A 14,014-nucleotide genomic window follows, 5' to 3' on the forward strand; every position below is an offset into this window, starting at 1 on the left:
CATATGAAGGCTAACAAATTGGTAGTTGAATTATTCAGTTTGGCTATATTGTCTGGTTGTTTGGTAGCTTGTAGTAAACCTACAAAAGAAACCAATACACATTCGATGCAAAATATGAAGGTAAATAGAACTAATTCAAATGCTAAGTCAAATATTTTTGCCGATGATGATTATGATGCAATGGTCGATGAAAAAAATAGTACAGTTTTGAATTTAAGTGATATTTCTAAAATAAAAGGAAAAAATATAAGTGTTTCTGGAAATGTTATAACTATTTCAGCTGGAGGAACTTATATTTTAACCGGCAAACTTGATGATGGTCAAATTGTAGTTAATGCAAAAAGTAACGATAAAGTAAAACTTGTTTTAAAGGGGGTTGATCTTTCTTCATCTAAGGGAAGTCCAATTTTAGTTGAAAATGCTAAAAAGACTATTATTACTCTAGCATCAGATACTAATAACAAATTGGAACTAAAAGGAGAATATAATAAAGAGGAAAATAAGGATTCAGTTATTTTTTCAAAGAGTGATTTAAGTTTTAACGGTACAGGAATTTTAAATCTTTTCTCATCTTATGGTAGAGGAATTGTATCTCAAGATAAGGTAGTCTTTGTGGATGGTAAGTATGCAATGGACACTGCTGGAAATACTGTAAGTGCTAAAAATTCTGTAGCAATAGCCGATGGGAAATATGATATCAAGTCTGGCGAAAAAGGTACGGGATTAAAGGCTTCTGGAAGTGACAATAAAGGTAGTGTGTATATTGCAAATGGAAATTTTAATATTTCCGCCGGAAAAGACGGAATAAATTCAAATTCGAAAGTTACAATAAACAATGGAAATCTAAAGATAAAAAGTGGAGACAATGGTATCGAAAGTGAAAATATAGACATAAGAGGCGGAAACACACAGGTTGTTTCGAAAGATGATGGTATATTTGCAAATAGTAAAAAAGATACTGAGTCAGATTCTCTACATATACAAATAAGTGGGGGAAAAGTTAATGTTTATTCCGAAAAGAATGGATTAAATTCTAAGGGTGATATTTCCGTAACTGGAGGAGAGACAGTTGTTGAAAGTTCAAATGATGCTGACAATTCGGTGCTGAATTATGAAGACTCTGCTAAAATAAGCGGTGGAACTTTTGTAGGTACTGGAAACTCTTCAATGGTTAAAGGTTTTGGAGATTCTTCAACTCAAGGAAGTATGCTGATGAAATTTGATAAAAAAACTAAAGACAATTTGAAAGTTTTGGACGAATCAGGAAAAACCTTAACGGAATATAAGCCAAAATCGGAATATCAAACTGTTATAGTTAGTACAAAAGGGATAAAAGAAAATAATAAATATACTTTAGTGGCAGGAAATCAGACTTTAGACGTTTTCTTAGATAAGATAAATTATGGATCTGCCGAACTTGTTGAAAAATAATTGAAATAGATAGAAAAAGTAACTGATGATTATAAAAAGCTGTGAAAAAAATTCACAGCTTTTTTAATGGAATTAAAAACTATCTAATATATGAAATCATATCTTTTTCTTCAATCCTAACCATTTTCATAGACTTGTAAAATTCATTATCTCTAATATCATGAATATCTGTAAAAAGGCAAAAAGATCTAACATCTTTATATTTTTTTGAAACTGACTTAAATAGTTTTGTTCCGATTCCCTGTCTATAGTAATCAGAATCAACAATCAAATCCTGAATAAGAAGTATATGTTCACTATCTCCAACACAACGAATAAAAGCTATTAATTTATCATTATCAAAAGCTCCTAAAAGACAAAGTGAATTTTCAAAAGCTCTTTTTAGTTTTTCATCGTCTTTTAGATATGCAGACCAATTTGCGGATTTAAATATTTTCTTTATATCTTCAAAATATTGATTATAATCAAATTCCTTAAATTCCATAAAACCTCCTATATTTCAAGAAATAATTTTATTCCCTCTTTTAGCTTTTCATCACTAAGTGTTGCAAAACCTAGTAAAATTGAAGGTATTTCTCTTTTTGTTCCATAAGAGCCGAGTCCATAAACTTTTATCTTTTTTTCTTTTGCTTTTTTTACGATATATTCCTCGGAGTAGCTTTTTGGATATTCTAAAACTACGTGAAGACCTGCATCTGCACCTCTTATTGTTATGTCTTTTCTTTCACTTAACATATCAATTAATAATTGTCTTTTTTTAGAATAAATTTTTCTCATTCTGTTCAAATGTTTTTCAAACTCGCCAGTTTCTATAAAAGTTGTAAGCATCTTTTGTACCATAATCGAAACGGGGCAGATAAAAAATTTGAAAATAGTATTGTATTTTTCAACCAAATCAAAAGGGAGAACCATAAAACTTACTCTAAAACTTGGAGAAATCGACTTCGAAAAAGAACCAATATAAATTACCTTATCATTTACATCGATTGATTTTAACGCAGGAACAGGTCTTTTTGAATACTTAAATTCACTGTCATAGTCATCCTCAATTATATATTTTATTTTTTTCATATTCAAAAGTTCAACACGTCTTTGCATATTCATTATAACACCGGTTGGAAACTGATGAGCTGGAGTTATAACACAAAAATCTGATTTTGATTTTTTTAATTTTTTTAAATCCATTCCATTTTTGTCTACTGGAATAAATTCGTAATTTATATCATTTGTATCCATTATATTAGAAAGCATACTGTAACCTGGGTCTTCAATTCCAAATTTTCCGGGAATCAATTTAAAAATAATTTGGAAAAGATATTCTGAACCACTTGAAATTACAATTTGTGAAGGGTCTGCTTTAAAGCCTCTCGACTTATCTAAATATTCAGCTATTTGAGTTCTAAGCGGAAGATATCCTTGATAATCAACTTTCTCTAAAATATCTTTGTTATCAAAAATATTTGAAGATATTTTTTTGAATATCTTGTAAGGAAATTCTTCGCTAACTCCACTGTATGAGAAGTCATATTCAATATTTTCTTCTTCCTTTGTTATGTAGATTGGCTTACTATCTAGGACATAAAGCTCTCCAACATCAGAAACGAAAAAGCCTTGTCTTTCCTTTGAGTAAACAAAGCCTTCTTCCAAGAGTTTTGAATAGGCATTATCTACCGTATTCAAAGAAATATTATACTCTTTTGCAAGATTTCTCTTGCTCGGAAGTTTTTTATTAGCTTTGTAATTTCCTTTTATTATTTCGTTTTTAAAATACTCATATATTTGCATATAGAGTACGCCGTTTTTTAATATTAACATTCTGACACCATAAAAAAATATTATTTTGATACTACAAACAGTATCAATATCTATATTATACTATATTTGATTAAATTTAACAAAGGAGCATTTACATGGAAAATAAATTAAACATAAAAAAAATAACATTGATAGGAGTAATGGCAGCGGTTGTATTTGTAGCATCACAAATTCAAATCCGAATACCACTTGGAGCAAGTGAAACTAGAGTACATATCGGAAATGGATTTTGTTTATTATGTGGACTTTTATTAGGACCTTTTGCAGGTGGTCTTGCTTCTGGCATGGGCTCAGCAATTTTTGATATAATAAATCCTATTTATTTACCTTCTGCACCATTTACATTTATATTCAAATTTTTAATGGCTTTTATCTGTGGAAAAATTGCATATTCAAACGCTTCAAAAGCAGAGGACTTTACGAAAAATTTAACAGGCTCAATCACAGGGGCGGTTACTTATGTAATTTTATATCTATCCAAAAGCTATATATCTGATATTTATGTTAAAGGATTACCTCAAGCAGGAGCAATTGCAAAGGGATTACAAAGACTTGGTGCTTCAACAACTAATGCAATTGTAGGTGTAATAATTGCAGTATTATTAGCAAAAACATTACAACCAATATTAAAAAAGGCTATAAGATAGATGAAAATTTTAGTTTTTAATGACTACTGTGTTGTTGGAAATATGGCATTAAAGGCAAATATTTCTATATTATCGCAAAATGGATATGAGGTTTTTGGGGTTCCGACAAAAATTTTTTCGTCGAATATGAGTTACAAGGATTATATTAGTTTTTATATGCCAAATTTTTCAGAAATAGTTCAAAAAACATTGGAAATTAAGGAAGTTGATGCAATATATATCGGATTTATTGATAATGAAGAAGTTTTTGTAATTATAAGAGAAATTCTAAAGAATTTTAAGGGGAAAGTTATTTTAGATCCGATACTTGGAGATAATGGAGTAAAATACTCCGGAACGACAGCCAAACAAATAGATTTTTATAGAGAACTTTTGAAGTTTGCTGATGTAGTAACTCCAAATCTTACAGAGGCCATTTTATTAACAGAATATAATAAAACTTTTTCTGAAATAAAAAGAGAAGATATAGAAAAAATTGCAAAAAAACTAAGCGAAATGGGTACAAAGCAAATTATAATCAAAAGTTTTGAAAAAAATAATAAACTTAACACATTGTATTCTTGCAAAAACTCAATAAAATGGTTTGAAAATAAAAAAATTGATATAAAAATTTGTGGAACAGGAGATGTTTTTTCTTCGCTTGTAGCAAGTGAGTTGACAAAAGGAGAGAAATTAGAAAATTCTATTGATAAAATTCAAAAACTCTTGGCTGAAAATATAAAAAAACAAGAAAAACAAGACGGATTAAATGAAATACAATTAGAAAACTTTAGAATAGGCGAATAGCCTATTTTTTATTGTGAAAAAACGAAATGACGTATAAGGCAAATATCTTTGTTTAAGAGCAAGACGTTAAAAGTAAATATACTTAAATTTTTAAAAGAAATATTTCAAAAAATATAAAAGGTATCAAAAAAAGTATTGAAAATTTTATATAAAAATAAAATAATTCACGTCATAGTATTTAGCAAAGAAAAGCCCCTAACACGTCATCTCGAGCGTAGTCGAGAGATCTCCTAAGGCTCTGTGCTAGCAAATAAAAGTAGGGCTGACGGAGTCATTGTGTACAATGACTCTGGGGTTCTCCTAAAGCTCTATGCTTGCATGTAATCAAATAAAATTTCCACAGTCATTTGTGCTAAATTTAAAGAAAATAGAAATTTTTTTATCATACTTCTTTTTGATTATGATTATTTGTTTTTATTGTAGGGTATATTTCTATCAAAATCTATTAAGGAGAGATAACTATGAAAAAGAAAATTTTAACATTAGGGTCAGTGTTCGTTTTAGTTTTTGGAATTTTCATTTTTAAAAACTTTTATATGAGTGATAAAAATAGTAAAAATGAAAATTCCGGAAATAACACTGTCACTGAAGAAAAATCTGGAAACAGTGATTCAAAAAAAGATTCAAATTCAAAAGAATCTGATTCAAAAGACTCAAATTCAGATGAGAAGCTTACTTTAGAAAAGATAAAAAGTCAAAAAAAAGTAACGATTTTAGACTTTAGTAAAAATGGATGACATGCTTGTGCTGTTCAGCACCCAGTTTTGGAAAAACTGAAAAAAGAATATAAAGATAAAGTAATCATAAAAACTGTTGATGTTAGAAAACAACAAGCATTTGCATCACAATTTCCTATAAGGGTAACACCTACTTTATTTTACTTTAATGCAGATGGAACACCTTATAAAGCATCAGATGAGTTGGCAAAAAAAATAAGTTATGTTGCCTACGAAGATAAAAAATCAGGTGAATTAAAATTTGGCGGTTCAGAAGGTGTTGTTAAATATGAAGAATTAAAGCAAGTTATTGAGGAGATGTTGAAGAATGTTAAGTAACTTAGAGAGTATTATCGGAGAAGGCTTGAAATCATTTAGTCTTTTTGCCCCAATTCTGGCATTACTTGGAGGAATACTAACTTCAATTTCGCCTTGCTCACTTGCATCAATTCCTTTAATTATTGGGTTTATGACCGGAACTAAAGAAGATAACACAAAGAGAGCATTTAAAATTTCTGTTGTATTTGCTATAGGAATGGCAATAACTTACACAACACTTGGTGTTTTAGCTGCACTACTTAGTAAAATTTTTAATCAATCCGGACCGATTTGGAATATATTTTTAGGAATTGTTATGATTTTGATGGCATTACAGACTTGGGAGATAATAAATGTAGTTCCTAGTAAAATTTTGACTAATAAAAGCAAAAAGACTGGATATATAGGAGCTTTGTTAGTTGGAATAATGGCAGGATTATTTTCAAGTCCTTGTTCAACACCGATTTTAGTTGCATTACTTGCAATTGTTGCTTCAAAAGGAAGTTTACTTTGGGGAGTATTACTATTCTTGCTTTATTCAATAGGTAACAGTATTTTAGTCGTTGTTGCAGGAACAAGTGCAGGATTTGTTGGTAGAGTAATGTCAAATAAATCTTATGGAAAAATTTCAGATATTGTAAAAATTGTTTTTGGAATAATTATTTTACTGATAGGAGTATATTTCCTATATCTTGGATTTTAAAATTAAATTTTTATAAAAATAAAAACATAAAAAGAACTTAGTAGCAAAAAAACTAAGTTCTTTTTATGTTTTTAAAAAATTATTAAGAAATGCTTATAATTTCAAACATTTGTTGTTGAAAATGCTAGACATTAACCGTGAATTATGTTAAAATATAGTGAGAAGACCCTTTTTTAAAAAAGATTTAATAATTTTAGAAATTATTTGGGGATTTTTTATATTATGAAATTAAAATATTTTTTATTTAAAGATTTAAAATTGCTTATGGAAAGGAGAAATTTACATTGAAGAAAAGGGAAATTATTAATAAAATTGTATCGATGTTGACTGTAATAACATTGCTTATGCCGATAACATCACAAGTTTTTGCAGCAGATCCTGTTAAGGGGATACAAGTTAATGCAAATCGTACTGAATTGGATCAAGCTGTAAAAGATGGGAAAGCTTCAGGGCTTAATATTACAGAAGGTCCAACTCAAGACAAAGGTACTGTAAACTCAAATGCTGAGGCTAATACTAAGTTGGATGAGGTTAATGCCGATTATAAAGCTCAGATACAAAAAATAAAAGAAGCAAAAGCCAAAATGGACGAGTATAATGCTAAAAAGGCAGAATACGATAAAAAAAAGGAAAAATATGATAAAGAGTTAGAAAAATATAACAAGGAATATGAACAATATTTAAAAGATTATGCAGCTTTTGAAAAACAATATGAAAAAGAGAAAAAAGAGCTTGACAAAGCTATAAAAGATTACGAAAAAAATAAAGATAAGCCTGGATATCTTTCCAAACCTTATCCGAAGACTCTTATTTATGATTCAGAACCTGATGCGGAACTAACTTTATCAAATAATGAAGGAAAGTATATGTCTAAAAATGCAGTAGATACTGCTTTTAGTAAGACAGGAAACTACTCTAAGAAATTGTTACAATTGGACGATATGAGTGTTAAAGATTTGGAAGCTGCTGGTAATCCTACTAATAAAATGGAATTATACGGTAATTTCGGAGACAAATCTTCATGGACAACTAATGTTAGTAACAATGGAACAGTAAAGTGGGCAACAGTACTTTTAGAAAAAGGGCAAAGTGTAACTGCAACTTATACAAATCTTAAAAATTCATATTACAATGGTAAAAAGATTTCAAAAATAGTTTTTAAATATACTTTAACTTCAGATTCAGCTTTTAAAAATGGAAAAGCTTGGGTTGGTATATTTACAGATCCAACACTTGGAATATTTGCTTCTGCATATACAGGGGCAGTTGAAAAAGATACTTCTATTTATGTTAAAAATGAATTTACTTTCTATGATCAAGATGGAAAAGAAATTGAATTTAAAGATGCTTTGATGTCAGTTGCATCTCTTAACCGTGAACACAATTCCATAGAACTTGTGAAGAATTATGCAGCAGGACAATTTATAAAGATTTCTGGATCTACAATAGATGAAGATCATGCTCGTAATCTGATTTATGCTGTAAATAGTTTGAACTTTAAGAAAGGTGAAGGTGGATGTGAACATACTATGTATCCACGTCCTAGTGAACCTGGATCAGGTTGGGATACAGCAGATGCACCTAATTCTTGGTATGGGGCAGGTGTAATCAAATTACAAGGGAAAAACAACCAATTAACAATAGGGGCAGCTTCAGCAACAACTATTTTACCTGCACCTTATGGTCCAAAAGTTAATGGAAAAGATAATACTGATGGTAAAAAACCTAATATTTGGTATTCATTAAATGGAAAGGTTCGTGCAGTTGGTCTTCCTGAAATAAAGGCAAAAGAACCACAAAAGCCAGTTAAACCTACAGCACCAGAAGAACCACAAAAACCAGAAACAAATATTACTTTCCATTATGATGTATTTTATGTAAAATCACAAGTAGATAAGAAAGTAGTTAATGAAAACAATCAAGATATAAATAATAGTGTAGTAAAAACAGGATCAGTTGTAAACTTTGAATTAAACACTTCTGATTTGCCAAAGGGACATGAAAAAATAGACTCTTTAGTTTTCACTGATACATTACCTGAAGGTTATGAACTTGATTTGGCAGGAACAAAAGCAAAGAATGCTGATTATGAAGTAGAATATACTAAGGAAACTAGAGTTCTTAAATTTACTGCAAAGGCAAGTTTATTAGAAAAAATAAATAAAGACCTTACTAAAGAGGCCAAAATTCCAGCACCTAAGATTACAGGTAAAGTAACTAAGGACGGAACAAAATATGAAAATAAATTCTCAATAGGTATAAATAATGTCTATAATGTAGAATCACAACCAGTTAAAGTTTTTACACCGAAAAAACCAGTAAAAGATGTTTATAATAGTCAAGATACAAATACAAGCATTGATGGTAAGGAAGTAAAAGCAAAAGATGAATTACTTTACAAAGTTACTTATCAAAATACAACTGGTAAAACACAAAAAGTTGTAATAAAGGATAAAATACCTGCACATACGACATATGTAGATGGCTCTGCAAGTGAAAATGGAGCTTATGCTAATGGAGAAATCACTTGGATTAAAGAAAATGTAGCAGATGGAGAAAAATTCGAAGTTACATTTAAAGTAAAAGTTGATGATAATGTAAATGGTGAAACAATCAAAAATAAATCAACAGTGCTAGAGGGAAATAATAGTTACGATACAAACGAAACAACAAACCCAACAGCAACAAAACCAGTTAAGAATGTATTTAATAGTCAAGATACAACAAAGAGCATTGATGGTAAAGAGGTAAAAGCAAAAGATGAATTGCTTTATAAGATAACTTACAAAAATACAACTGGTCAAGAACAAAAAGTTGTAATAAAGGATAGAATACCTGAACATACAACATATGTAGAAGGTTCCGCAAATAATAACGGTGCTTATGCAAATGGAGAAATCACTTGGACTAAAGAAAATGTAGCAAATGGAGAAACATTCGAAGTTACATTCAAAGTGAAAGTAGATGAAAATGTAAATGGCGAAACAATCAAAAATAAATCAACAGTGCTAGAGGGAAATAATAGTTATGATACAAACGAAACAATAAACCCAACAGCAACAAAACCAGTTAAGGGCGTATTTAATAGTCAAGATACAAATACAAGTATAGACGGTAAGGAAGTAAAGGCAAAAGATGAACTACTTTACAGGATAACTTACAAAAATACAACTGGTCAAGTTCAAAAAGTTGTAATAAAGGATAAAATACCTGCACATACAACTTATGTAAATGGATCTGCTGATAATAATGGAGTTTTCGCTAATGGAGAAATCACTTGGACTAAGACAAATGTAGCAAATGGAGAAACAGTAGTTGTAACATTTAAAGTAAAAGTAGATGATAATGTAAATGGTAAAAAAATTCTTAATAAAGCTAATGTAGCTGATGGGAATAATAAGTACGATACAAATGAAACAACAAATCCAACAGCAACAAAACCTGTTAAGTCTGTATTTAATAGTCAAGATACAAATACAAGTATAGATGGTAAGGAAGTAAAGGCAAAAGATGAACTACTTTACAAGATAACTTACAAGAATACTACAGGAAAGATACAAAAAGTTGTAATAAAGGATAAAATACCTGCACATACAACTTATGTGGAAAATTCTGCAGACAATGACGGTGTCTTTGACAATGGAGAAATCACTTGGATAAAAGAAAATGTAGCAGATGGAGAAACAGTAGTTGTTACTTTCAAGGTAAAAGTAGATGCTAATGTAAATGGAGAAGAAATCAAAAACAAGGCAAATGTAGTAGATGGAAGTAATGAATTTGATACAAATGAAACAACAAATCCAACAGCAACAAAGCCAGTAAAAGATGTTTTTGATAGTAAAGATACAAATACAAGTATAGACGGTAAGGAAGTAAAGGCAAAAGATGAACTACTTTACAAGATAACTTACAAGAATACTACAGGACAAGTACAAAAGGTTGTAATAAAGGATAAAATACCTGCACATACAACTTTTGTAAAGGGTTCAGCAACAAATAATGGAGTCTTCAAAGACGGAGAAATCACTTGGACAAAAGAAAATGTAGCAGATGGAGAAACAGTAGTTGTTACATTTAAAGTAAAAGTAGATGACAATGTAAATGGAGATAAGATTGTAAATAAAGCAAATGTAGCTGATGGAAATAATAATTTCGATACAAATGAAACAACAAATCCAACAGCGACAAAACCTGTTAAGTCTGTATTTAATAGCCAAGATACAAATACAAGTATAGATGGTAAGGAAGTAAAAGCAAAAGATGAATTACTTTACAAGATAACTTACAAGAATACAACTGGTCAAGTTCAAAAAGTTGTAATAAAGGATAAGATTCCAGCTCATACAACTTATGTAGAAAATTCTGCAGATAATGGTGGAACTTTTGCAAATGGAGAAATCACTTGGACAAAAGAAAATGTAGCAGATGGAGAAACAGTAGAAGTTACATTTAAGGTAAAAGTAGATGAAAATGTAAATGGACAAAAGATTCTAAATAAGGCAAATGTAGTAGATGGAAGTAATAATTTTGATACAAATGAAACAACAAATCCAACAGCAACAAAACCGGTTAAGGATGTCTTTAGTCCAAAGGATAGTAAAACAAGTATAGATGGTAAAGAAGCAAAAGCAAAAGATGAGCTACTTTACAAGATAACTTATAAGAATACTACAGGAAAAGAACAAAAGGTTGTAATAAAGGATAAAATCCCAGAACATACAACTTTTGTAAAGGGTTCAGCAACAAATAATGGAGTCTTCAAAGACGGAGAAATCACTTGGACAAAGGAAAATGTAGCAAATGGAGAAACAGTAGTTGTAACATTTAAAGTAAAAGTAGATGATAATGTAGATGGAGATAAGATTGTAAATAAGGCAAATGTAGTAGATGGAAGTAATACATTTGATACAAATGAAACAACAAATCCAACAGCAACAAAACCTGTAAAAGATGTCTTTGATAGTAAAGATGATAAGACAAGTATAGATAGTAATGAAGTAAAAGCAGGCCAAGAACTACTTTACAAGATAACTTACAAGAATACTACAGGAAAGGTACAAAAGGTTGTAATAAAGGATAAGATTCCAGCTCATACAAGTTATGTAGAAAATTCTGCAGATAATGATGGAACTTTTGCAAATGGAGAAATTACTTGGACAAAAGAAAATGTAGCAGACGGAGAAACATTCGAAGTTACTTTCAAGGTAAAAGTAGATGAGAATGTAAATGGAGAAAAGATCTTAAATAAAGCAAAAGTGGCTGATGGAAGTAATAAATTTGATACAAATGAAACAACAAATCCAACAGCGACAAAACCTGTTAAGTCTGTATTTAATAGTCAAGATACTACAAAGAGTATAGATGGTAAGGAAGTAAAGGCAAAAGATGAACTACTTTACAAAATAACTTACAAGAATACTACAGGAAAAGTACAAAGGGTTGTAATAAAGGATAAGATTCCAGCTCATACAAGTTATGTAGAAAATTCTGCAGACAATGACGGTGTTTTTGACAATGGAGAAATCACTTGGACAAAAGAAAATGTAGCAGATGGAGAAACATTCGAGGTTACTTTCAAGGTAAAAGTAGATGAAAATGTAAATGGAGATAAAATCTTAAATAAAGCAAATGTAGTAGATGGAAATAACAATTTCGATACAAATGAAACAACAAATCCAACAGCGACAAAACCTGTAAAAGATGTCTTTGATAGTAAAGATGATAAGACAAGTATAGATAGTAATGAAGTAAAAGCAGGCCAAGAACTGCTTTACAAAATAACTTACAAAAATACAACAGGAAAAGAACAAAAAGTTGTAATAAAGGATAAGATTCCAGCTCATACAACATATGTAAAAGATTCTGCAGATAATGGTGGCCTTTACAAAGATGGAGAAATTACTTGGAAGAAAGATAAGGTAGCAGATGGAGAAACATTCGAAGTTACTTTCAAGGTAAAAGTAGATGAAAATGTAAATGGAGAAAAGATTTTAAATAAAGCAAATGTGGCTGATGGAAGTAATAAATTTGATACAAATGAAACAACAAATCCAACATCTACAAAACCATTAAAAGATGTTTTTGATAGTAAAGACGATAATACAAGTATAGATGGGAAAGAAGTAAAAGCAGGCCAAGAACTACTTTACAAAATAACTTACAAGAACACTACAGGAAAAGAACAAAAAGTTGTAATAAAGGATAAGATTCCAGCTCATACAACATATGTAAAAGATTCTGCTAATAATGAAGGAGTATACAAGGATGAAGAAATCACTTGGACAAAAGAAAAAGTAGCAGATGGAGAAACAGTAGTAGTAACATTTAAAGTAAAAGTAGATGAGAATGTAAGTGGAGAAAAGATAATAAATAAGGCAAATGTAGTTGATGGAAATAATAATTTCGATACAAACGAAACAACAAATCTAACAGCAACAAGACCAGTTAAGGATGTATTCAATAGTCAAGATGATAAGACAAGTATAGATGGTAAGGGAGTAAAAGCAAAAGATGAATTACTTTACAAGATAACTTACAAGAATACAACTGGTAAGGAACAAAAAGTTGTAATAAAGGATATGATACCAAAACATACAACATATGTAGAAGGATCAGCAGATAATGGTGGAGTTTACAAAGATGGAGAAATTATTTGGACAAAAGAAAAGGTAGCGGATGGAGAAACAGTAGAAGTTACTTTCAAGGTAAAAGTAAATGCAAATGTAAATGGAGAAAAGATATTAAATAAGGCAAATGTAGCGGATGGAAGTAATACATCTGATACAAATGAAACAACAAATCTAACGCCATTAAGACCGAAACCAGCAATACCAAAAACAGGATATGGAGTAAACACAGCATTGTATACAGTATTATTGGGATTATCAACAGGAGCACTAGGTGCGACGGAAATCAGATATAGAAGAAAGAAAAACAGATAGTTTTTTTAGAAAAGTAAATATTTGATAGAGAAGAGATTGGGAATAAAGTCCCAATCTTTTTTTGTGTCTTGGTATCAAATTTGTTAGAATATGTATTCAATACTTTACAAAAATCTTTTTTTAGGTTATAATCATAAAGAACATTTGATTTCTATTATATAGTGTTAACAAAATATTCAATGTAATCTGTTGTGATAAATCTCGTATATCTAAAAAAGCAAAATCAATATTGAATATAAATGGGATAGGTAGAGTATGAGATATAGTATAAAAATATAAAATTTAGAAAAGAATATTTTTGAAATCTACAACTATAAATCGTGTAAAAAAGACATAGGTATAAAGAATAGAGGAGGGGAATGGAACATATGAGATGGATAATAAAAATGATCTTATTTCCTATTAGCTTGATATTAAGTGTTCTTGCTGAATTCTTAACATTTTTGTTTGGTGTAGGGACTGTTATATTTTATTTACTAATGATTTTAAGTGTAATTGTATCCATAAGTTATTTTCTTCAAGGAAATACTACAATTGGGATAATAACAATGGTGTTGGGATTTTTACTTAGCCCTCGTGGAATACCACGCGTTGGAGCTGTAATCGTAGGTTTTATAAAGGGAATCAATGATACTATAAAATCAATATAAAAATATT

The 14,014-nt window shown here is 29.9% G+C and carries 9 protein-coding genes and 1 pseudogene; 8 read left to right on the forward strand and 2 right to left on the reverse strand.

What is annotated here, in order from left to right:
- Positions 1-3 precede the first annotated feature (3 nt).
- The gene (locus VJI95_RS05665) at positions 4-1,431 is read left to right on the forward strand and encodes a carbohydrate-binding domain-containing protein (protein ID WP_324010565.1); all 1,428 of its coding nucleotides are present in this window, start codon (positions 4-6) and stop codon (positions 1,429-1,431) included.
- Between the two features lie 79 nt (positions 1,432-1,510).
- Here the strand turns inward: VJI95_RS05665 and VJI95_RS05670 are convergent, their stop codons facing one another.
- A complete protein-coding gene (locus tag VJI95_RS05670) occupies positions 1,511-1,915 on the reverse strand; it encodes a GNAT family N-acetyltransferase (RefSeq protein ID WP_324010566.1) in 405 nt (134 codons plus the stop codon).
- An 8-nt stretch (positions 1,916-1,923) separates the two neighbouring features.
- A complete protein-coding gene (gene pdxR, locus VJI95_RS05675) occupies positions 1,924-3,246 on the reverse strand; it encodes a MocR-like pyridoxine biosynthesis transcription factor PdxR (RefSeq protein ID WP_324010567.1) in 1,323 nt (440 codons plus the stop codon).
- A gap of 95 nt (positions 3,247-3,341) precedes the next feature.
- Between pdxR and VJI95_RS05680 the strand changes: the two genes are divergently transcribed.
- From VJI95_RS05680 to VJI95_RS05710, 7 genes and pseudogenes are all read left to right on the forward strand, one after another.
- Positions 3,342-3,893 (forward strand): ECF transporter S component, encoded by a 552-nt coding sequence (locus VJI95_RS05680; protein ID WP_324010568.1) that lies wholly within the window; start codon positions 3,342-3,344, stop codon positions 3,891-3,893.
- Entirely contained in the window at positions 3,894-4,679 is a 786-nt protein-coding gene (locus VJI95_RS05685) for a bifunctional hydroxymethylpyrimidine kinase/phosphomethylpyrimidine kinase (protein ID WP_324010569.1), read from the forward strand. It abuts the gene before it with no gap.
- A 461-nt stretch (positions 4,680-5,140) separates the two neighbouring features.
- Positions 5,141-5,416 carry a hypothetical protein gene (locus VJI95_RS05690; RefSeq protein ID WP_324010570.1) on the forward strand — a complete coding sequence of 92 codons (276 nt, stop codon included), beginning with the start codon at positions 5,141-5,143 and terminating at the stop codon, positions 5,414-5,416.
- A gap of 18 nt (positions 5,417-5,434) precedes the next feature.
- A pseudogene (locus VJI95_RS05695) lies at positions 5,435-5,734 on the forward strand (thioredoxin family protein); the annotation flags it as partial.
- Complete coding sequence (locus tag VJI95_RS05700) at positions 5,724-6,416, forward strand: cytochrome c biogenesis CcdA family protein (RefSeq protein ID WP_324000106.1); 693 nt, start codon at positions 5,724-5,726, stop codon at positions 6,414-6,416. The pseudogene VJI95_RS05695 and the gene VJI95_RS05700, both read left to right, overlap by 11 nt.
- Before the next feature lie 284 nt (positions 6,417-6,700).
- Positions 6,701-13,357: a GbpC/Spa domain-containing protein gene (locus VJI95_RS05705; RefSeq protein WP_324010571.1), complete on the forward strand. Its 6,657-nt coding sequence runs from the start codon at positions 6,701-6,703 to the stop codon at positions 13,355-13,357.
- A 359-nt stretch (positions 13,358-13,716) separates the two neighbouring features.
- Positions 13,717-14,007, forward strand: a complete 291-nt coding sequence (locus VJI95_RS05710; RefSeq protein ID WP_442953987.1) for a CD1845 family protein — start codon at positions 13,717-13,719, stop codon at positions 14,005-14,007.
- Positions 14,008-14,014: the final 7 nt, after the last annotated feature.

This window comes from Parvimonas sp. C2, from assembly GCF_035282405.1.
Classification (GTDB): domain Bacteria; phylum Bacillota; class Clostridia; order Tissierellales; family Peptoniphilaceae; genus Parvimonas.